This window comes from Catellatospora paridis, assembly GCF_009720365.1.
GTDB lineage: Bacteria > Actinomycetota > Actinomycetes > Mycobacteriales > Micromonosporaceae > Catellatospora > Catellatospora paridis.
Genome location: NZ_WBZD01000017.1, coordinates 75,700 through 96,045 on the forward strand (window position 1 = coordinate 75,700; position 20,346 = coordinate 96,045).

General features: G+C 72.4%; 21 protein-coding genes. 6 read left to right on the forward strand and 15 right to left on the reverse strand.

Annotated features, from left to right (window positions below):
• Positions 1-163: 163 nt before the first annotated feature.
• The 5 genes from F9C41_RS31310 to F9C41_RS31330 form a co-directional block, all read right to left on the reverse strand.
• Complete coding sequence (locus F9C41_RS31310) at positions 164-388, reverse strand: ferredoxin (RefSeq protein WP_155390416.1); 225 nt, start codon at positions 386-388, stop codon at positions 164-166.
• The gene (locus tag F9C41_RS31315) at positions 385-1,590 is read right to left on the reverse strand and encodes a cytochrome P450 (protein WP_155390417.1); all 1,206 of its coding nucleotides are present in this window, start codon (positions 1,588-1,590) and stop codon (positions 385-387) included. The genes F9C41_RS31310 and F9C41_RS31315 overlap by 4 nt, the downstream gene beginning before the upstream one ends.
• 289 nt (positions 1,591-1,879) lie before the next feature.
• Entirely contained in the window at positions 1,880-2,977 is a 1,098-nt protein-coding gene (locus F9C41_RS31320; RefSeq protein WP_155390418.1) for a serine hydrolase domain-containing protein, read from the reverse strand.
• Complete coding sequence (locus tag F9C41_RS31325) at positions 2,974-3,585, reverse strand: TetR-like C-terminal domain-containing protein (RefSeq protein ID WP_155390419.1); 612 nt, start codon at positions 3,583-3,585, stop codon at positions 2,974-2,976. Before F9C41_RS31325 ends, F9C41_RS31320 begins: the two co-directional genes overlap by 4 nt.
• A gap of 48 nt (positions 3,586-3,633) precedes the next feature.
• Positions 3,634-3,912 (reverse strand): hypothetical protein, encoded by a 279-nt coding sequence (locus F9C41_RS31330; protein ID WP_155390420.1) that lies wholly within the window; start codon positions 3,910-3,912, stop codon positions 3,634-3,636.
• A gap of 105 nt (positions 3,913-4,017) precedes the next feature.
• Here F9C41_RS31330 and F9C41_RS31335 point away from each other — a divergent pair, with 105 nt between their 5' ends.
• Positions 4,018-4,779, forward strand: coding sequence for a class I SAM-dependent methyltransferase (locus tag F9C41_RS31335; RefSeq protein WP_155390421.1), 762 nt, complete (start codon positions 4,018-4,020; stop codon positions 4,777-4,779).
• A 27-nt stretch (positions 4,780-4,806) separates the two neighbouring features.
• Here the strand turns inward: F9C41_RS31335 and F9C41_RS31340 are convergent, their stop codons facing one another.
• The gene (locus tag F9C41_RS31340) at positions 4,807-5,388 is read right to left on the reverse strand and encodes a helix-turn-helix domain-containing protein (RefSeq protein ID WP_155390422.1); all 582 of its coding nucleotides are present in this window, start codon (positions 5,386-5,388) and stop codon (positions 4,807-4,809) included.
• A gap of 43 nt (positions 5,389-5,431) precedes the next feature.
• On the opposite strand from F9C41_RS31340, the gene F9C41_RS31345 reads away from it, so the two are divergent.
• Positions 5,432-6,697: a benzoate/H(+) symporter BenE family transporter gene (locus tag F9C41_RS31345; RefSeq protein WP_407924755.1), complete on the forward strand. Its 1,266-nt coding sequence runs from the start codon at positions 5,432-5,434 to the stop codon at positions 6,695-6,697.
• Here the strand turns inward: F9C41_RS31345 and F9C41_RS31350 are convergent.
• The 3 genes from F9C41_RS31350 to F9C41_RS31360 form a co-directional block, all read right to left on the reverse strand.
• Positions 6,579-7,334, reverse strand: coding sequence for an alpha/beta fold hydrolase (locus tag F9C41_RS31350; protein ID WP_330164799.1), 756 nt, complete (start codon positions 7,332-7,334; stop codon positions 6,579-6,581). The genes F9C41_RS31345 and F9C41_RS31350 overlap by 119 nt on opposite strands.
• Positions 7,335-7,592: 258 nt before the next feature.
• Positions 7,593-8,273 (reverse strand): hypothetical protein, encoded by a 681-nt coding sequence (locus F9C41_RS31355; protein ID WP_230690156.1) that lies wholly within the window; start codon positions 8,271-8,273, stop codon positions 7,593-7,595.
• The gene (locus tag F9C41_RS31360; protein WP_155390425.1) at positions 8,270-9,007 is read right to left on the reverse strand and encodes an ATP-binding cassette domain-containing protein; all 738 of its coding nucleotides are present in this window, start codon (positions 9,005-9,007) and stop codon (positions 8,270-8,272) included. The genes F9C41_RS31355 and F9C41_RS31360 overlap by 4 nt, the downstream gene beginning before the upstream one ends.
• 156 nt (positions 9,008-9,163) lie before the next feature.
• Between F9C41_RS31360 and F9C41_RS31365 the strand changes: the two genes are divergently transcribed.
• Positions 9,164-10,057, forward strand: coding sequence for an LLM class F420-dependent oxidoreductase (locus F9C41_RS31365; RefSeq protein ID WP_155390426.1), 894 nt, complete (start codon positions 9,164-9,166; stop codon positions 10,055-10,057).
• 3 nt (positions 10,058-10,060) lie between these two features.
• Here the strand turns inward: F9C41_RS31365 and F9C41_RS31370 are convergent, their stop codons facing one another.
• The gene (locus tag F9C41_RS31370; RefSeq protein WP_230690157.1) at positions 10,061-10,711 is read right to left on the reverse strand and encodes an HAD family hydrolase; all 651 of its coding nucleotides are present in this window, start codon (positions 10,709-10,711) and stop codon (positions 10,061-10,063) included.
• A 138-nt stretch (positions 10,712-10,849) separates the two neighbouring features.
• On the opposite strand from F9C41_RS31370, the gene F9C41_RS31375 reads away from it, so the two are divergent.
• The 3 genes from F9C41_RS31375 (at position 10,850) to F9C41_RS40890 (ending at position 14,096) form a co-directional block, all read left to right on the forward strand.
• Entirely contained in the window at positions 10,850-12,004 is a 1,155-nt protein-coding gene (locus F9C41_RS31375) for an ABC transporter substrate-binding protein (RefSeq protein ID WP_155390428.1), read from the forward strand.
• 52 nt (positions 12,005-12,056) lie between these two features.
• Positions 12,057-12,950: an HIT family protein gene (locus tag F9C41_RS31380; RefSeq protein WP_155390429.1), complete on the forward strand. Its 894-nt coding sequence runs from the start codon at positions 12,057-12,059 to the stop codon at positions 12,948-12,950.
• A gap of 153 nt (positions 12,951-13,103) precedes the next feature.
• Positions 13,104-14,096, forward strand: a complete 993-nt coding sequence (locus tag F9C41_RS40890; RefSeq protein ID WP_196280040.1) for a hypothetical protein — start codon at positions 13,104-13,106, stop codon at positions 14,094-14,096.
• Positions 14,097-14,155: 59 nt separating this feature from the next.
• Here the strand turns inward: F9C41_RS40890 and F9C41_RS31390 are convergent, their stop codons facing one another.
• From F9C41_RS31390 to F9C41_RS31405, 5 genes are all read right to left on the reverse strand, one after another.
• Entirely contained in the window at positions 14,156-14,494 is a 339-nt protein-coding gene (locus tag F9C41_RS31390) for a nuclear transport factor 2 family protein (protein WP_155390430.1), read from the reverse strand.
• Positions 14,495-14,618: 124 nt separating this feature from the next.
• Positions 14,619-15,743: a YeiH family protein gene (locus F9C41_RS31395; RefSeq protein WP_155390431.1), complete on the reverse strand. Its 1,125-nt coding sequence runs from the start codon at positions 15,741-15,743 to the stop codon at positions 14,619-14,621.
• On the reverse strand, positions 15,743-15,892 hold the full coding sequence (locus F9C41_RS40895; RefSeq protein WP_196280041.1) for a hypothetical protein: 150 nt from the start codon (positions 15,890-15,892) through the stop codon (positions 15,743-15,745). Before F9C41_RS40895 ends, F9C41_RS31395 begins: the two co-directional genes overlap by 1 nt.
• A 155-nt stretch (positions 15,893-16,047) precedes the next feature.
• A complete protein-coding gene (locus tag F9C41_RS31400; protein WP_155390432.1) occupies positions 16,048-19,422 on the reverse strand; it encodes a 3-keto-alpha-glucoside-1,2-lyase-like domain-containing protein in 3,375 nt (1,124 codons plus the stop codon).
• Positions 19,423-19,578: 156 nt separating this feature from the next.
• Positions 19,579-20,331 carry an adenosylcobinamide amidohydrolase gene (locus F9C41_RS31405; protein ID WP_155390433.1) on the reverse strand — a complete coding sequence of 251 codons (753 nt, stop codon included), beginning with the start codon at positions 20,329-20,331 and terminating at the stop codon, positions 19,579-19,581.
• Positions 20,332-20,346: the final 15 nt, after the last annotated feature.

Below are 20,346 nucleotides of genomic sequence, written 5' to 3' on the forward strand. Positions count from 1 at the left end.
AAACGGCCGAACCGCCGCCCAAACCCACCCCCGAACTGTCGGCCATCTCACCCACACCCCGCCCGTCATAGACGTTGGCCTATCCAGATGAAGTTGATCGCGAAAAAGTCATCTGGATAGGCCAACGTCTATTAAAAGCGCGGCGGGACGGGGCGGGGTGAGGTCAGATGGGGGCGATGGTGTCGCCTGTGGCGGGGTCGGTGACGAGGATGGCTTCGACGGGGCAGCAGTCGGCGGCGTCGCTGACCGTTTCGTCGGGGTCGACCAGGTCACGTAGTGGTGTGGACTTCTTGTCGACGAGGGCGAAGTAGTCGGGTGCGGTGCCCGCGCACAGGCCGGACCCGATGCAGCGGTCGCGGTCGACCGCGACCTTCCATTGGCCGCTCACCAGCGCACCGGCAGTTCCTTGAGCCCCCGCACCAGCATGCCCTTCTTCCAGGGAAGTTCCTCTTCGGCAACGGCCAGTGCGAGGTTCGGGAAACGGGTGATCAGGGTCTGCAGCGCGACCTGCAGCTCCATCCGGGCCAGCTGGGCGCCGACGCAGTGGTGCGGGCCGTGCCCGAAGCCGAGGTGCGGGTTGCTCTCGCGGTGGAAGTCCAGCTCGTCGGGGTGGTCGAAGACCTTCTCGTCGCGGTTGGCGGAGGCCAGCGCGCCGAGCACCGGCTCACCGGCGCGGACCAGCACGTCGCCGACCATGATGTCCTCGGTGGCGTAGCGGGCGAAGGCGGCGGCCGTGCCCAGCGGCACGTATCGCATCAGCTCGTCGACGGCGGCGGGGACCAGCGACGGGTCCGCCCGCAGCTCGGCGAGCCGGTCGGGGTTGGTGAGCAGCACGTACACGAAGTTGGGCAGCTGGGTGACCGTGGTCTCGTGCCCGGCGGCGAGCAGGCCGGCCGACAGCTGCACCAGCTCGGCCTCGGTGAGCCGGTCCTCGTCCTCGTCGCGGGCCTTGACCATGGCGCCGAGCAGGTCGTCGGTCTCCTGGACGCGGCGCTGGGCGATCAGGCCGGCGATGTAGGCGTGCAGGTTGCCGAGGTACTCCATGATCTGCTGCGGGGTGAGCGAGGTGGTCGAGATGATCGCCTCGGACCACAGCTGGAACCGGTCGTGGTCGGCGAAGGGCACGCCGAGCAGCTCGCAGATGACGGTGACGGGCAGCGGGGTGGCGAAGTGCTCGACCAGGTCGGCGGGGGAGCCGTGTCGCTCCATGTCGTCGAGCAGCTGGTTCGCGATCTCCTGGGTGCGCGGGCGCAGCGTCTCGACGCGGCGGGCGGTGAACGCCTTGGCGATGAGCTTGCGCAGCCGGGTGTGCTCGGGCGGGTCCATCGCGAGCATGCCGGACTCGCCCTGGTGCGGGTGGGTGCGCGGCTCGTCGCGCCCGACGCTGGCGGCGCGGCTGAACCGGGCGTCGCCGAGGACCAGGCGCACGTCGTCGTAGCGGGTGGCGAGCCAGGCCTCCTCGCCGTACGGCAGGCGCACCCTGGCCAGTGGCTCGTTGCGGCGTAGCTGCTCGTAGAGCGGGTTCAGGTTGAGCCGGTCGGGGTCGCCGAACGGGTAAGTGCGGGCCGCCATGAGTTCGCTGGTCGACATCGTCGCTCCCTCGTGTGCGTACGAATTCAACTCTATGGATGGTAGTGTGGGTCAGTCCCGAAGTCGATGCCCATTCTATGAAAAAGCCGGATATTCAAGACAGTTCCGGCAGCAGTTGGCTTGACTGGGAACGTGACCACCATCCGCCGCCGCCGGACCTCGGCGGTGGCCGTGCTCGCGGCGCTGCTGGCCCTCGCCGCGTCCTCGGCCCGACGCGGTCCGGTCCTAGGCGCCCGCAGCTGACAGCCGCCCGGGCCGCCGCGGTCTGCGGCAGCGCGCCGCCGCCGGCTCAGGCGGCGCGGCGGACCGCTTCGACGATCATCTCGCGTAGCCGCTCCATCGGGTCGCCGTCGCCGACGGCCAGCGCGTTCTTCGTCGCCGCCACGGCCAGCCCGAGTTCGGGCAGCGCCCCGGCCAGGCTGCCGCCGAGCCCGCCCACTCCGATGATCGGTCCGTCGACCGCGTAGCCGAGCGTCCAGGCCACCGGCATGCCGAACGTCCACTCCGGACCGCGGGTCAGCGGCGTGCTCACCGCACGCAGCCGCTCCGGGGAGATCAAGCGGACCCCGTCCACCTCGCCGAGCAGCGCCGCGTACATCCGGGCCGCCGCGCGGGCGCTCATCGTGCCCACCGCGGGGACGTCCGCGCGCAGGAAGGCGCGGTCGTTGCCCAGGTCGGCGTCGGGTCGCGTGCCGTGCGGCACCGCCCGGTCGAAGTTCGGCAGCTGCGCGCTCAGCTGCTTGAGCGCGTCCGACCAGCTCCGGTCGGACAGCACCGCGAGCTGGTCAAGATCGGAATCGGGTACGCCGAGCAGCAGCTCACCGGGCACGCCCAGCGGCGCGGCGACCTCAGTGGCCAGCACCTGCGACACCGTGCGGCCGGTGGCCCGGCGGACCGTCTCGCCGACCAGCCAGCCGTACGTCCACACGTGGTAGCCGTGCGCCGTGCCCGGCTCCCAGAGCGGCGTCGCGTCGGCCATGATCGCGCACATGCGGTCCCAGTCGGCGAGGTCCACGGCGGTCACGTCGGGCGGCAGCGCGGGCAGGCCCGCGGTGTGGGTGAGCGCGTGGCGCAGCGTCACGCCGGACTTGCCGTGCCGGGCGAACTCCGGCCAGACCTCGGCGATGCGCAGGTCGTAGTCGAGCCGGCCCTGCTCGGCCAGCACGTGCACCACGGTCGAGGTGAGCGCCTTGCCGGTGGAGTAGCTGAAGAACGGGGTGCCCGGCGTGACCGGTCGCCCCGTCGCGGGGTCGGCCAGCCCGGCGGCGACGTCGACGATCGGCTCGCCGTGCAGGTACGCGGCGACCTGCACGCCGGTCTCCTGCCCGGAGTCGACGAGGTCGTCGACGTGCTGCTGGACGCGCTGCTGAAGGTGGTGCCAGGTCATGGTGCGGGGGTGTCCTCTCGGGCGGGTCCCGCCGGGGGCATGGCGGGCCAGTGTTCGAGCAGCACGTGCAGCGCCTCGACGGCCCGCCGCCACGACTGCGCGACGTCGCGCGGGTGGCCGAAGCCGCCGGTGGCCTCCAGGCTCACGAACCCGTGGAACGTGCTGCGCAGCACGCGCACCGCGTCGGTGAGGTCGGGTTCGGACAGTCCGTAGCCGCGCAGCATGCCGTAGGTCAGCTCGTAGGTGCGCCGGAACGCGACCGGGTCGGCGGTGAGGAGTTCGGGTGGCAGCTGAAGCTGGGTGGCCGCGTACCGGCCGGGGTGGGCCAGGGCGTAGGCCCGGTAGGCGTCCGCGAACGCGATCAGCGCGTCGCGGCCGGATCGGCCCGCCACTGCCGCGCCGATCTCGTCGACCAGCTCGCCGGCCGCGAGCAGGGCGATGCGGTGCCGCAGGTCCTGCAGGCTGCGGACGTGGGAGTAGAGGCTCGCGTCCTTCACGCCGAATCCGCGCGCCACCGCGGTGATCGTGACGTGGTCGAGCCCGGCGGTGTCCGCCAGGTCGGCCGCTGCCAGCGTCACCCGCTGCGCCGTGAGCCCTGCCCGTGCCATGAACCTAATGGTACTAGGTAACAGCCTAGGACGGCTAGGGAATAAGGCTCAGTCCACGTACGGCCGGACCAGGCCGGGGGCCGGCAGGTACGGCTCCCAGTAGACGATCTGCCAGGCCGCCTGGAGCGCGTCCTCGCACGGATAGGTGTGCCCGCACCGGTCGCAGATGCCCTGCACCTGCATGTGGTGCTCGCTCCAGCGCTGGCGGCCCTCGCTGACCATGGTCAGGGCGCGGCTCTGGATCGCCGTGCGGCCGACGTAGGTCGTGCCGTGTGCGTTGCGCCGGACGTCGTTCGAGGATCTGGGTCGTGGCTGCGGCCTTGACATACGCCTTCTCCTGCCGTCATTCGGCATAACGCGGCACGGGACGCAAAGGTGCCGAGCTGTCGTAAACCCGTTGCCCGGGCATACGCCCTGCGATGGACTGGCCGGATGAGATCGTTTGAGGAATTGCTCGCAGAGGGCGCGAGCGCGCCCGTGGACGGCTGGGATTTCGGCTGGTTCGCCGGGCGGGCCACCGAGCAGCGCCCAGCCTGGGGCTACGCGCGGATGCTGGCCGAGCGCGTCGGGACCGCGACCGCCGTGCTCGACGTGCAGACCGGTGGCGGCGAGGTGTACGCCGAGGTCCTGCACCGCGCGCCGCGCCACCCGGCGACCGCCGCCGCCACGGAGTCCTGGGCCCCGAACCTGGCGCTGGCCCGCCGGAACCTGGCCCCGCTGGGCGTCGCCGTCGCCGAAGCCGCCGACGGGGCGGAGCTGCCGTTCCCGGACGCGTCGTTCGACCTGGTGGCCAGCCGGCATCCGACGGTCACCGACTGGGCCGAGACGGCGCGGGTGCTCGCCTCCGGCGGCGCCTACCTGTCGCAGCAAATCGGCGCCGGGTCGATGCGGGAGCTGAGCGAGTTCTTCCTCGGCCCCGTCGACCCGGGCACGGGCCGCCTGCCGCAGACCGTGGCCGCCGCGGCGCGGGCCGCCGGGCTCACCGTCACCGACCTGCGGCCGCAGGCGCTGCGTACCGAGTTCTACGACGTCGCCGCAGTGATCGTGTTCCTGCGCAAGGTGATCTGGACGGTGCCGGGCTTCGACGTGGAGAAGTACCACGACCGCCTGGTCGCGATGGACGAGCGCATCCGCAGCGACGGTCCCTTCGTGGCCCACTCCCAGCGCTTCCTGCTCACCGCCCGCAAGCCCTGACCGCCGCCCCGTGACGCCGCTTCTTCATTACGCCGCGCCGCCGGGGCGCGGGTAGCGGATGAGGAGGCTGGCGTGGACGGGGTGGTCGCCGACGGCTTCGTAGAGGTGGGGGACGTCGGAACGCCAGGAGATGTGCTCGCCGGGGTGGGCGGTGAGCGGGGCGCCGGCGGGGCCGGCGCGCAGGACGCCGTCGAAGACGGTGATGTGCTCGGTCACCCCGGCGTGGTGCGCTGGTGAGTGTTGTGCGGCGCCGGGCGGGACGACCATCCGGTACAGCTCGTAGGTGACCGTGTCGTCGTCGAAGACCTGCAGCAGCGTGGCCTCGACGGCGGTGCCCCGCATCACGCCGGCCGGCCGCCCGGCCAGCAGCGCGGTGATCGGCACGCCCAGCGCGGCGGTCACCGACCACAGTGTGTCCAGGGTCGGGTTGCGGGTGCCGTTCTCCAGCCCGGACAGCGTCGCCTTGCCCACGTTCGCCCGGCGGGCCAGCTCCGACAGCGAGATCCCGGCCTGTTCCCGCAGGTGGCGCAGCCGTGGGCCGACGCCCTCGGCCCCGGGCTCCAGGGCCGGGGGCGGGCTGCTGCGGGCGGTTGCCGGACGCGCGCTCATGGGGCTATCGTGCACCACGAGCCACCGTTCCGTTTGCGGAACGATGGTGGAGCAGCGAGGAGCGGGCGTGGGCAGGGGAGTCTTGCAGCCGGTGCTGGCCGGGGTGGTCACGGCCGTGGTGGGGTTCGCGAGCACGTTCGCCGTGGTGCTGGCGGGGTTGCGAGCGGTGGGGGCCGACTCGCGGCAGGCCGCTTCGGGGCTGCTGGCGGTATGCGTGGCCGCCGGCGCGACGGCGATCGTGCTGGGCCTGCGGCACCGCATCCCGATCAGCATCGCCTGGTCGACGCCGGGCGCGGCGCTGCTGGCCGCCACCGGCGCGGTCGACGGCGGGTTCGCCGCGGCCGTGGGCGCGTTCCTGGTCACCGGCGCGCTGATCGTCGCGGCAGGGCTGTTCCCGGCGCTGGGCCGGGCGATCGCGGCGATCCCGCGGCCGATCGCGGCGGCGATGCTCGCGGGCGTGCTGCTGGACCTGTGCATCGCCCCGGTGCGCGCGCTGGTCGACGTGCCGCTGCTCGCCGCGCCGATCGTGGGAGTGTGGCTGGTGCTGAACCGCTTCGCGCGGGCCTGGGCGGTGCCCGCCGCGCTGGCCGCGGCCGTGCTCGTGATCGCGCTGGACTCCCCGGGCGCGCTGCGCGGGGCCGCCGCCGCACCCGAGGTCGTGCTCACCGCGCCGGTGTTCACCTGGCAGGCGCTGGTCAGTCTGGCGGTGCCATTGTTCCTGGTCACCATGGCCTCGCAGAACGTGCCGGGCATGGCGGTGCTGCAGGGGTACGGCTACACCCCGCCGCTGCGCGGCGTGCTGCTGGGCACCGGCGCGGCCACGGCGGTCGCCGCGCCGTTCGGTTCGCACGCGGTGAACCTGGCCGCCATCACCGCCGCGCTGGCCGCCGGTCCCGACGCGCACCCCGACCCGCGGCGGCGCTGGATCGCCTCCGTGACCGCGGGCATCGGCATGATCACGCTCGGGCTGGGCGCGAGCGCGGCGACGGCGTTCGTGCTCAGCTCGCCGCCGCTGCTGATCGAGGCGGTGGCGGGCCTGGCCCTGCTCGGCGCGCTCGGCGCGGCGATCGCGTCGGCGACCGCCGAGGCCGAGGGCCGGGAGGCGGCGGTGGTCACCTTCGTGGTGACCGCGTCGGGCGTGGCGCTGCTCGGGGTCGGCGCGGCCTTCTGGGGCCTGCTGGCCGGCGGCCTCATGCTGCTGCTGCGGCCTCGCTCAGGAACGACTCCACCGTCGCCGCGAACGTCCGCGGATCGTCCACCCACGGAAAGTGACCCGACGCCGGCTGCACCGTCAGCCGTGCCGAGCTGAGCCGCTCGGCCAGCGCGCGTACGGCGTGGCGGGTGGGCCAGATGTCGTGCTCGCCGACCACGAGCAACGTCGGCACGGCGAGCGCGGCGAGCCGGTCGGGCAGCGCCGGATCGGGCTCGTAGCCGGCGTAGAAGCCGTCCGTGGCGGGCTTGGCGAACTCGGCCGGCTCGGCGGCGGCCTGCGCCTTCGCGGCGTCGTTCCACTGCCCGTAGAGCAGCGGGGCGGACAGCCAGCGCAGGCGCTCCAGTTCCTCGTCGTCGGCGGCCTCGTCGGTGAGGGCGGCGGCCGCCTCGTCGATCCACGGCTCGTGCGAGCGCTCTGCCAGCACGTGCGTCACGTCCAGATCGGACGGCAGGCCGAGCACGCGCAGCGACGGGTCGACGATGACCAGGCGGCGCAGCCGGTGCGGGTGCGCGTCGGCATACAGGAAGCACACGCCGCCGCTGGCGGAGTGGCCGAACAGGTCCATGGTGGGCAAGCCGAGGTGGGCGCGCAGCGCCTCGACGTCGTCGGCGATGCGGTCCACCCGGTAGGTGGCCGGGTCGGCGGGCTCGGCGGAGTCGCCCGTGCCGCGGTTGTCGAGCAGGATCAGCGTCCGGGTCGCCGACAGCCCGCCCAGCTCGCCGAGGTATCGCACCGCCTGCCCCGGCCCGCCCGGCACGCACACGAGCGGCGGCCCGTCCCCGACGACCCGGTAGACGAGTTCGGTCCCATCCCATGATCGAAAGCTAGGCACCCACCCCATTCTGCCAGCCCCTCCCACCGCAACTCCTAAGGAGTTGCGCCCACCCCTCCTGCCGCAACTCTTAAAGAGTCGCGCCCTTCGAGGCGCACAGAGGACGCAACTCTTTAAGAGTTGCGCCTCGGGGCGGGCACCGTGGGGTGGTGGGGCGGGTCAGGTGCGGGTGCGGCGGAGGTGGGCGTAGGCCCAGGCTGTGGCGGCGGTCCACAGGGCCGCGTGCGCGGTCAGGGTGAGGGCGGTGAGGGTGGAGCCGCCGGAGGTGGTGAAGCGGGTGGCGGCCATCAGTGGCGGCACCAGCCACGGGGCGGGGGAGCCCTGCAGGCCCAGCACGATCGCCAGCACGGATCCGGTGACCAGGACGGCCGCGCCCGTGCCTGCCGTGCGGGTGACCGCGCGGCTGGACAGCGCGCCCAGGGCGACGGCCGGTCCCAGCGCCAGCAGGTGCACGCCCAGTCCGATCAGGAGGATGCGCGGGAGGCTGTCCGGTCCGGTCTTGACGCCGCCGGAGATCCACGGCACGGCCAGCGCGACGGCGATGGTGCCGAGCCCGGCAGCGGCGGCGGCCAGCAGTCCGGCGACGATCTCGTGCCGGGCCGAGCCGAGCGCCACGCGGGCCAGTCGGCGCTGCACGTCCGGCTCGACGTCCAGCAGGATCTTCGTCTGCCAGGCCAGTAGAGGGAACACGACCAGGGCGGAGACGCCGTATGCCTCACGGGCCTCGGCCTGCCCGCCGCCGTAGAGGATCGACAGCACCGCGAGCGCGGCGATCAGGGGCGCGACGGCCCGGCCGGTGCGGACGAAGCCGTGCAGCCGCATCCTGGCCAGCGCGATCACGAGCCCACCTCTTCGCGTACCCGCAGCACCTGATGCCCCTGCTCACGCAGGCGCGCGACGGCGTCGGCGAGGTCGGCGGCCTCGACCGCCACCTCGACGACGCAGCGCTGCCCGGTGTCGGGTGCGGCCGTGGCCAGCGTGCCGTCGGCGACGGTCCACGTCGCCGCGCCGGGCAGCCGTACGGTCTCTCCGCGGTGGTCGCTGACCAGCACCGAGCCGCCGCGCGCGACGACCTCCAGGACGATCCCGGGGACGAGGTCGCGGGTCGCGGCGTCCAGGCCCTCCCACGGCTCGTCGAGGATCAGCAGGTCCGGCGGGGCGAGCAGAGCCTGGGCCAGGCCGACCTTCTGGGCGGTGCCCTTGGACAGTTCGGGCAGTTTGACGTCACGGAAGCCGCCGAGGCCGAGCCGCTGCACCCACTCGTCGACGGCCCGGGTGGCGGCGGCGGGGCGGAGCCCGCGGACCGCGGCCATGGCGCTCAGGTAGCCGGTGACGGTGCCGGTCTGGTCGGCGGGAGAGCGTTCCGGGACCCAGCCCACGACGGCGGGGCGGTCGGTGACCCGGCCCCGGGTCGGGCGCAGCACCCCTGCGATCAGCTGGAGCAAGGTGGACTTGCCGGCGCCGTTGCGGCCCAGCACCACCACGATGCCGCCGGGTTCCACCCGGGCCGTGACGGCTTGCAGGACCCACGGGGCGCCGCGGTGGTAGCGCAGCCACACGTCGTCGAGATGCACCGGGCGATTGTGTCACCGGCTGTGCCGTACCGGCTATGGACGATCTTGGAAGTGGTCCGGGCGGGTGGCGGGCGGCGACATAGGATGGTGCTTTCGTGCATGATCGTCGGGTTCCGCGGTGTGGCGGGCCGGACGGCCGACGGCAGGGAGCTTTCCATGGATCTCGGGGTGCACCTCATCAGCTTCACGTTCCCCGGCGGGACGGCGGCGATCGGCCCGACCCTGGCGGCGGCCGGGCGGACGGCCGAGGACGCCGGGGTGGCCAACCTGTCGGTGATGGACCACTACCTGCAGATGGACGGCATGGACCTGGGCGGCCCGCTCATGCCCATGCTGGAGGGCTACACCACGCTGGGCTTCCTGGCCGCGAACACCAGCACCGTCACGCTTCAGCTGCTGGTCACCGGCGTGACCTACCGGCACCCGGGCCTGCTCGCGAAGATCGTGACCACGCTCGACGTGCTGTCCGGCGGCCGGGCCGTGCTCGGCATCGGCGCGGCCTGGTACGACCGCGAGCACGCCGCCTACGGGGTGCCGTTCCCGCCGGTCGCCGAGCGGTTCGAGCGGCTGGAGGAGACGCTGCGCATCGTGCGCCAGATGTGGAGCGACGACGACGGTCCTTTCGAGGGCAGGCACTATCAGCTGGCGGAGACGGTCAACTCGCCGCAGGCGCTGTCCGCCCCGCACCCGCCCATCATGATCGGCGGTGGGGGCGAGAAGAAGACGCTGCGCCTGGTCGCCAAGTACGCCGACGCCTGCAATCTGTTCGCCGGGCCGGACAGCGCCCCGGAGCAGATCGCGGCGAAACTCGACGTGCTCAAGCGGCACTGCGAGCGCGAGGGCACCGACTACGACCGCATCCGCAAGACCATCGCCTGGTCGGCGCCGGTGACCCCGGACGCGGCCGGTGGGGCGGACTTCGCCGCGTCACTGGAGCCGTACGCGAAGCTGGGCGTCACCCAGGTGCACCTGATGCCGTACACGGCCGAGCCGGTGGCCTTCCTGAGCGGCCTCGGCGAGCACGTGGTGGGCCGCCTCAAGCAGCTGTGAGCGTCAGCCGAGCCCGAGCAGCGGCGGGACCTGCGCCATCGCGGTGACCACGTGCTCGGCCCCGGCGGCGCGCAGCGTGTCCGCCGAGGCCAGCGCGGCGTAGCCGAGCACGGTCATGCCCGCGGCCCGGCCGCCGCGCACCCCGAACGGGCTGTCCTCGATCAGCGCGCAGTCCGCCGGGTCCACCCCGATGCGGTCGGCGGCCAGCAGGAACAGGTCGGGTTCGGGCTTGCCCCGGGCCACCATCGACGCGCTGTAGCAATGGTCGCCGAAGTATCCGGCCAGCCCGGTCACCCGAAGCCGGAACGCGATCTCCTGCGGGGTCCCGCTGGACGCCACGCACACCGGCACCGCCGCATCGCGCAGCAGTTCGAGCAGCTCGCGTACGCCGTCGACGGCCACCAACTCGTCGCGCTGGCGGGCCAGCACCTCGCGCTCATACTCCGCGGGCAGGTCGAAGCCGACGGGGCGGCCCAGCTCGCGCTCGACGTCGGCGACGCACTCGACCGTGGCGCGGCCCATGTAGCGCTCGATGCTCTGCGCCAGGGTCGTGGGCAGGCCGGCGCGGGTGACCAGCTCCGCGAAGACCGCGTTGTTGATGATCTCCGAGTCCACCAGCACGCCGTCGCAGTCGAACACCACCGCTTTGATCACCCGTACAGGCTGCCACGTCCGGGTGCGCCGCTGCTTCCTGGGTGTGACCGTGGTGTCGCTAAATGGACAAATCGGATGTAGTGCATCACATGCCGGGCGGATCATTCGCGGCAACGATCGAGCACGCGGAGGTAGACCATGTCCCGTCAGCTGACCCGCAGATCCGTGATGGCCGCCGGGATGGGACTCGCCGCGGCGCCGCTGCTGCCCGCAGGGCGGTCCGCCGCCGCCGATCCGCCGCTGCGCGTGGGCGTGCTCGTCGCGCGCACCGGCGGCCTCGTCGACTACGGCCGCCAGCAGCTGCTGGGCGTGCAGCGACGGGCCGACGCGCTCAACGGCGCGGCCGGGCACGGCGGCGCACACCCTGCCCCGCAGCTGGACCTGCTGCTCCAGGACGTCGGTGACACCGCCGCGACCGCCCGTGAAGCCGTCTCCCGGCTGCTCGACCGGGGCGTACACGCGCTGGTCGGGTCACCCGCCGGCTGGCTCGACGACGCGGTCACCGGCACCGCGCAGGCCGCCTGCACCCCGCTCGTGCTCCCGTCCCACGGCCCGACGCCGACCTCGCCGTACGCGTTCCGCAGCGCGCCGACCGACGCGCAGGTGCACCGGGCGCTGCTGGCCGCGATGACGGCCGGCGGTCAGCGCGCCGCCGGGGTGCTGCGCCTCGACGCGCGCGACAACCCGGCCCTGCGCGAGGCGCTCGCCGCCGAGGCGGCCGGGCAGGGCGCGCGCATCGTGTCCACCGAGACGGTGCCGCTCGACGGCACGGGTTTGGCGGACAAGGTGAAGGCCCTGGTCGCCGCTGCTCCCGAGGCGCTGCTGCTGGACCTGCCGACACCACTGGCCGCCGCGGCGGCCGCCGCCGCGAAGACCGCCGGCTGGACCGGCCCCGTGCTGTCCACACCGGACGCCGCGCAGGCCGCGTTCCATCAGCTCGCGGGCGAGGCCGCGGCGGGCGTACGGGCCGTGAGCCCGTGGCTGCCCGTGGCCGCCGAGGCCCCGGAGGCGCTGCCGAACTGGTCGAGTGTGCGCCGGTTCGCCGCCGAGCTGGGCGCTGCCCCCGCCCCGTCCGCCGGGTATGCCGCCGACGCGATAACGCTGCTGCACCAGGCATTCCTCGGCCACCGCGACAAGATGGCCGCCCGCGACCAGCTCGAACGCGCCTGCTGCGTCGGCGTCACGGGCGTGTTCAACATGACCGCCGACAACCACGCGGGCCTCGCCGCCGACGCCCTTACCGTGCTCACCTCCCGTGCCGGCACCTGGACGACCCTGCCGCTCGCACCATGAGCCCGCCGTCGACGGGGTGATCGAATTCCGGTGTCATCACATACTGGGTCGCGTGGCTCGCGACGATTCCTCCCCGACCTTGACGGCCAGGCTCATGCGGCGGTTCGCGGCCTGGAACGACAGTCCGCCGATCGGCTGGCAGGTGACCTGGGCGCTGTTGCTGGCCAGCGCGGCCACCGGTGCGGTGTACCGCCGCCACGGCTGGGCGCTCGGCCTTGCCGCGGCGTTGTACTACGGTGCGGTGACCGTGATCGGCATGGTCTCGACCCCGCGGCTCGTGGCCTGGCGTGAGCAGATGATCGCCTGGGCCGCGGTCGTCGCCGCCCCGATGGTGTTCTTCGTGCTGGCGATCCTGTTCCCGGCGATACCGCTGTGGCAGATCGCGGTGATCGCCCTCGTGGCGAGCGCGATCCTCGCCCCGCTCGCCCCGCTCGTCAGTCGCCGCCGGCAGCGCGACGCCGCTCAGGCGACACCGTCGTTGCTGCCGTCCTCCCGGCCCGACCCGACCATGCTGCCCGACGGCGACTGTCTACTGTGCCGACCCGCTGACGCGGACAAGTTCTTCAACCGCCGCCGGGTATGGGAGGACGAGCACTGGCGGCTGTCGGTGGTGCTGCGCGGCGCGGTGGCGGGGTTCGCGCATCTGGAAACACGCAGGCACATTCCGTACATCACCGATCTCGCCGCGCCGGAGGCAGCGACCCTCGGACCCGTGCTGGCCAGGGCCACAGCGGCGGTGCGCGAGGCGACCGGGGCGGACAAGGTCTACGTGAACGTCTTCGGCGACCGCGTCCCCCACCTGCACTTCAACCTGGCCCCCTGCCATCCGGGCGGGCCGCTCGTCGGCGGAGCCGGTCAGGTCCGGCCGGACGCGCCCGCGGCCAGTCCGGCAGCACACGACGCCGCCGCGAAGGCGGTGCGCCGCCTCCTCACCGGCCTGGCTTGAGCGGGGGAACCGTTCGGCTGTCAATCAATGGGGCATTTCGGTAATTTTGCGAGTTCTTGTCCGGTTTACCCGGATTATCGGTAGCGTCAGGGCAACCCGATCATCCCCGAGCAGTGGAGAGAAGCCATGCGCCGCCCTGTGCGACGTGGTCTCTTGTTGCTGACCACGGCTACCGTCCTCGTCCTCGGCTGGCCCGGCGCCAGCGCGCAGGCCGCCGCCTACCTGAGCCACCGCACCACCGTCGACATCTTCCGCGACGCCGGGATCTCGATCTGGTCCAGTGGCAACTGCTCCAACCGCAACAACGCCAGCTGCACGTCGTTCGAGCGCATCCGGCGGTCCACCGTCGACGGCCTGCTCACGCTGCGCAAGGCCAGCAAGTGCGACCTGCGCGTCACCGGCGGCACCGAGACCGGCCACGGCTCCGGCACGTACACCCACTGGAACGGCTGGAAGATCGACATCAGCAAGTACGACTGCATCGGCCGCTACATCAAGCGGTACTTCCGCTACGTCGGCTACATCAAGGGCTGGGGATACCAGTACAAGGCCCCGTCCGGGAACATCTACACCGACGAGGGCAACCACTGGGACATCCTGTACTACAGCTGCGGCGGCTGCTCCGGCGACGACGACGAACCGTCGTTCACGCCGTCCCCGTCCCCGTCCCCGTCCCCGTCCCCGTCCCCGTCGCCGAGCGCGAAACCGTCGCCGAGTGTGTCGTCGGCCAAGCCTTCCGTGAGCGCTTCCCCGTCGGCCACGCCTTCGGCCAGTCCGTCGGCGGCCCGCCCGCCGGTGTCCACGACGCCGTCCACCGGCTCGTCCGCGAGCCCGTCGGCATCCGCGAGCGTGTCGCCGTCGGCCATGCCGCTGACGTCGCCGTCGGGCACGCCGTGGCCGTCAGGAACGCCGTCGCCGTCGGTCAGTCCGTCGCCGTCCACGACGACCCAGCCGTTCGGCGCGGCAACCGTGCCGGACGCCGCGCCGGGGAGCCAGGCCCAGGTCGAGCCGCCGGTGGCGCTGCCGCCGCCACCGGTTGGTGAGCCGGTGCCGCAGCCGACGAAGCTGCTGCGGGCCGTGGACCCGGAGCCGCGTACGCCGCCCGCGACGATGGATCCCGCCCAGGTGGACGCGCCGCTGGGCTGAGCGGGCCGGTCCCGCCGCGGGTCGACGCCCGCGGCGGGACCGCCTTCCATCAATGCCCGTCAGCCCTTGACGTAGGACAGCTTCTCGGCGATCCGGCCGGCGCGGACCCGGATGACGTCGACGCCGCGGACGTGGCCGGTGCCCCAGTCGTAGCGCCAGCGCTGCACCACCAGGTCACCGGCGATGGTCAGCTCCTCGATGTCGAACCGGCCCGAGAGCTGCTCGAACACCGGCCGCCAGGCCTCGCGGACCTCGTCGCGTCCGTCGTGCCGCCGGCCGTCCGGGGCCGGGTTCGTGCTCTCGAACACCACGTCGGCCGTGCACAGGTCGAGCGCGGCTTCGAGGTCGTGGTCGTTCCAGGCACCGTTGAAGGCGTCGACCAGCGCGGGCGTGTCCATGCCTCGACGATAGGGCTGGGTGCGGCTCAGGGGCGCAAGGGCGAGCCGCGCGCCGGTGCCGGGTTCCGGACATGGTCCGCGCGCCGGTCCGTTGGCCCGGAACCGGCGCGCGGAGTCGGTGCGGTCAGACGGTGAAGCCCGCGAACAGGATCGAGGCCAGCCCGAGGCCGATGGCGAGGTTGGCCAGGGTCGCGCCGCCGAACACGACGACCGGCCGCCAGCCCGCCTCGCGCAGGGCGCCGACGCGCAACTGCAGGCCGATGCTGACGAAGGCGAGGATCAGGAACCAGGTGCGCAGGTCGTTGATGACGCCGATGTGGGCCTTGGCCTCGGCGGCGCTGACCGTCCCGGCATACCAGGTGCCGATGGCGGAGGCGGCGATGAAGCCGAGCACGAACTTGGGGAAGCGGTCCCACAGCTGGCGCAGGCCGGGGCGCTGCGCGTCGGCGTCCTTCTCCACCTTGAACGCGAAGTACGCGGTCAGCGCGACCGCGACGATGCCGATCAGCGCGTTCTGGGTGGCCTTGACGATGGTGGCGATCTGCAGGGTCTGCTCGCCCGCGATCGCGCCGGCGGCGGTGACCGCGGCGGTGGTGTCGATGTTGCCGCCGATCCACGCGCCGGCCACGGCGGGGCTCAGCCCGAGCAGGTCGGCCAGCCACGGCAGGATGAAGATCGACGGCAGCGCGAAGATGATGACCAGGCTGGCCGCGTACGCGAGCTGCTCGCGTTTGGCCCGCACGGCTCCGGCGGCGGCGATGGCGGCGCTGACGCCGCAGATCGAGACCGCGGCCGACAGCAGGGCGCGCAGCTTCTCGTCGAGGCCGAGCAGGCCGCCGAGATACCACGTGATCAGGAAGACGCTGCTGATCAGCAGCACGGCCTGCAGGATGGCGGGTCCGGCGGCCTTGACGATCAGGCTGAGGTTGATCGACGCGCCGAGCAGCACCAGGCCGGTCTTGATGAAGAACTCGGTGCGCACCGCGTCGGCGATGCGCTCGCGCAGGCCCGTGAAGTAGACGATGACGTTGCCGATGAGGCCGAGCGCGATCGCGTAGATCGGATATTCGACGGCGGCGGCGAACTTCTCCAGGCTGGTGCCCTTGGCCGCGGCGGGGATGGTGTCCTCGAGATACCGGGCCACGGAACCGAGGACGAGCACGATGAGCAGGCCGAGGACGAGCCACGGCCAGGTGCGGGCGGGGCGCTCGGCAGGCGGCGCGACGAGTTCTTCTTCAGTGGCGACCATCAGGGCACCAGACCCGTCGGGATGACGCCGACCAGCACGAGGGCGACCAGGAGCAGGCCGACGGCGGTGGCCAGCCAGTCCTCGTTCAGGGCGGCGCGCTGCGCGCGGGCGACGGTAGGGGATTCGGCGGGTGGGGTCGGGTCACTCATGGCGTACGCCTTTCGGGGCGGGAGGTGGCGACGCCGTCGATTCTATACAAGACCGGTAGGAGTAGTCGAGATTAGATTTCCTCCCTGGTCACAGGGCTGCGCCCCTGCTGTTGTAGCAGCAGGGGCGCAGCTTTCATGCGATTTGCGGGTGGTGGCTACAGCGGTTCGAGCCAGATGTTGCGGAACCGCGGGTTCGCGCCCGCGTCCCCGTGGTCCTGCAGCCGGATCGGTCCGCCCGCCGCGCCTTCCGGTGCCCCGGCCCCGGTCGGCCCGTTGATCGTGATGTCGTTGTGCACCACGAATCCGTTCCACACGATGGTGACCCGGGCGTCGGCCGTCTTGTTGCCCGAGCCGTCGAAGCGGGCCGCCTTGAACACGACGTCGTAGGACTGCCAGGTCTCCGGTGCGCCCGCCGCGTTCACACTGGCGGCCGCCTTGGTGTAGATCGAGCCCGCCTCGGTGTTGTCCAGCGCCGTGTCGCCGTAGGAGTCCAGCACCTGGAGCTCGTACCGGTCCTGCAGGTAGATGCCGCTGTTGCCGCGCTGCTGGCCGGTGACGTTGGCCGGGTAGAGCGGCTCGTACCACTCCACGTGCAGCTTGAAGTCACCGAATGCCTGCCTGCTGCGGATGTCGCCGCCCAGCGACTCCAGCGAGCCGCCGGCGAACGGCCACGTCGCCGCGCCGCCGCTGGAGTTCTGCCACGAGGCCACGTCGTCGCCGTCGAACAGCTGGATGCGCTGCCCGCTGCCGGACACCGCCCAGCGCTGGCTGAGCACCCCGGCCGCCTGCCAGATGTGCAGCTGGGTGCCGTCGGCGGAGCTGCCGCTGAGCGCGTCGAGCACCTTGCCCGACTGCGGGTTGAGGATCGTGCCGTCCGGCTGCGGCTGCCAGACCTGCGAGCCGGTGCCGTTGCAGGTCCACAGCTGCACCTTGGTGCCGTTGGCGGTGCCCGCGTTGTCGACGTCCAGGCACTTGCCCAGCGCCTGCAGGGTGCTGCCGACCCGGCTCCAGCGCTGCGCGGCCGAGCCGTTGCAGGTGTACAGCTGGATCTTCGTGCCGTTGGCGGTGCCCGCGTTGTCGACGTCGACGCACTTGCCGCCGATGCCGACGATCGCCCCGGCTCCGCCGGACACCGTCAGCGCGTCCAGGTTGACGTGGCCGGTGTCGCCGCTGTCGTACTTGAACGCGACGGTGTTCGCCCCCGCGTTCAGCGCGACGCTCTCGGTGATCGTCGACCAGGTGTCCCAGTTGCCGGTGTTGCCGAGGGTGACCTGCCGCTGCTTGACGCCGTTGACGTACAGGCTGACGGTCTTCGGCCCGGCGAACGGGTTCGGGCCGTTGCTGTAGCGCAGCGCCGCCTGGTAGGTCCCGGCCGTGCCCGCGGTGACGGTGAACGTGGTGGCCGCGCCCAGCGTGCCGTACCCGGCGACGAAGCCGGTGCCGGTGTAGCCGGTGTGGTCGGTGGCGACCGTCGCGCCGCCGCTGCGGGCCGCCGACTCGGCCTGGTAGATCCCGTCCGCCGGGGGCGGGGTCTGGCCGGGGATGGCGTTGAGGGTGTACCAGGCCTCGGTGCTCCACAGCGAGGCGCCGGTGCTGGAGGTGAACGGGCGCGGCGAGCGGATGTGCACGACCCGCCCGGCCAGCCGGCCGTCCACCGCCAGGGTGACCTTCCTGCCGTCGGCGGACAGCGTGGCCGAGGTGACGGTCAGGTTCTGCTCGTCGAGCTTCGGGCCGCCGTAGTCGGCCGTGGCCTGGTAGCGCCACTGCTTGAGCTTGTACGCCGAGGCCAGGCTCGCCGCGGTCGCCGCCGACAGGGGCTGGGTGTACTCGATCTCGAACCCGGCCCCGGTGGCCCGCACGGCCAGGATGTCGAACACGGACGTGCCGTTCGGGGTCAGCTTCTGCAGGCCGTAGGTCAGCTTGCCGGACTGGCCCCAGTTGCCGCCCGCGCCGAGCCCGCCGAGGTAGATCGCCCCGTCCGGCCCGATGTTGACCTCCGAGACGCCTGCTTCCAGGCCCTGCGTCATCCGGAACAGCGCGCCCTGGTACTCCCCGTTGACCTTCTCCACGAACGCGCGCTGCAGGCCGCCGTAGGTCACGTCGCCGATCACGAACTGCCCGGCGTACGTGCCGCTGGGCAGCAGGATCGGGGTGCTCGGCGAGTTGGCGATCTCGTTCTGCGGCATCCACAGCACCGGCGGGGTCACCGGCGCGGTGTCGAACGGGCCCGCCGGGGTCGTGTAGTGGTTGAAGAACCGGCCCTGCTTGATGTGCAGCAGCTTCGACGAGGGCAGCCAGCCGCCCTGGTTGTCGGTGACGAAGATGCCGTTCTCCGGGCCCCAGCCGATGCCGTGCGGGGTGCGCAGGCCACCGGCGATGTAGGACACCGCGCCCGTGGCCCGGTTCACCTTGATCGCGGTGCCCCGGTTGCTCGCGGGCTGCGGGACCGTGGTCGCGCCGCCGTAGTTGATGGACACCGACAGGTTCAGGTAGAAGAACCCGTCCTGGTACAGCAGGCCGAACGCGAACTCGTGGAAGTTGCCGCCCCAGGGCCAGGTCGCGATGGTGTTGTACTGGTCGGCGACGTCGTCGCCGTTGGTGTCGAGCAGCTGCGTCAGCCGCTGCTTCTCGGTGACGTAGACGACCCCGTCGACCACCTTGAGACCCATCGGCTCCTTGAGGTTGCCGGCGATCTTCTTCGTGGTCACGTTGCCGGGGCTGGTCGCCCCGCCCGTGTTGCCGAGCACGTAGACCTCGCCGGCCTGCGACGTGCCGGACTGGTCGGTGCCGCCCCAGGTGCAGATCACCAGGCGGCCGTCGGGCAGCCAGTCCATGCCGGTGACCTTCGGCTGGAACGTGCCCGGCCGCAGGTTGGTCAGCGAGTAGCCGGGGTGCACGCCGGTCAGCGGCAGGCCGTCGCCCGGGGAGTCGGCCACGCCCTCGCACTCCTTGCGGCCCGGCGCGGTCACCCGCACCACCCCCGCGTCGGTGCTCAGTGCCGAGTTCGGCACCAGCGTGAACGTCGACGAGCCGGGGGTGCGCCACTCCAGGGTGAGCTGCTGGCCGCCGGTGCGCTCGAAGTAGTCGAGGCGCAGCGCGTGGTAGCCCGCGGTGAGGCTGACCGTGCCCTCCATGGCGGTCGCGCCGTGCAGGCCGTCGTGGTTGACCACCATCGCGCCGTCGATCATCAGCTCGGAGCCGTCGTCGCTGGTGAGCCGGAAGGTGTACGAACCGGCGGTGGTGATGTTGACGTTGCCGAGCACCTGGGCGAGGAACAGGTCCTCGAACCCGAAGTCGGCGGCGGTGGTCCAGTTGACCGTCGGCATCAGCTTGTCGACGTTGGGCGTCTGGCCCGGCTTGAGGACGCAGATCTCGTTGAGCGGCACCTGGAGGTCGAACACGCGCAGGGTGACGCCGGGTTCCTGGGTGGGGATCGCGGCGGCGGGCGCGGCCCACACCCCGCCCGCGAGGGCGAGCGCCAGTGAGACCAGCACGGGACCGCGAATTCGGCGTAGCAGTCGTCTGCCCATCGTTGCTCCTGGGAGAGGGGAGGTGGCCGTGCACGGGTGGTCATCGACGCCGACGATTAACACGCCCGTTACATCGGAGGGTGGATCGAGACATTAGACGCTTTCGATCGCGCTGTCCATATCTTTCGATCAATGCTGCAAAAGTTCTTGCTGTCTCTACAGAAGTCGGCGGGCGCGGTAGCGCAGCGACGCCTCCAATGTGGCCGCATGCACTGCTCGGGCCAGGCGAGATCCCCATTCCGAACGCGGCCCGGCGAACAGGACCTCCTCGCCCGCCTCCCGGGCGGCGACGCACACCGCGTCGGTGGGGGTGCCCGAGGCGTCGAAGCCGGCGTCCAGCAGCGACTGCACCTTCGCCTCGGTGGCGGTGGCCACCGCGTTGACCATCGCGCCGGGCGACAGCGCCACCGGCAGCGCGACGATCATGTTGATCGTGCCCGGAACCGGGGCGGCCCTTCCCGGTGCGGCCGTCACGGAGGCGGCCGTCACCGGTGCGGTCCCCGTCGGAACCGCCGCCGGGGTCGGGGCCACGTCTCGCGCGTTCGCGGCGGGCTCCGCGGCCCAGCCGCACACGCCGATTCCCGCCGTGACCAGTGCCTCGACGCCGCCGTCGACGGCGAAGGCCCCCTCTGACACGCGGGCGGCCGTCATCAGGCCGACGCCGCGCCCGGTCATGCCGTGCCGCTGAGCGATCTCGGCCAGGTGCCGGTCCGGGTCCAGCCGGGTGTACCCGTGTCCGACCTGGGCGTTGAGCACCCACGCCCGCGGTCCCAGGCCGCCGCCGAGCACCGCGCTGGAGATCATCTGCCAGCCGTCACCGGCCCGCCACAGCAGCGCAGGCATGCTGCCCGAGGTGTCCCCGTGGTGGACCAGCAGGGCACGCAACAGCACGGCATCGGGATGGGGCATCGGCACACGGCACCC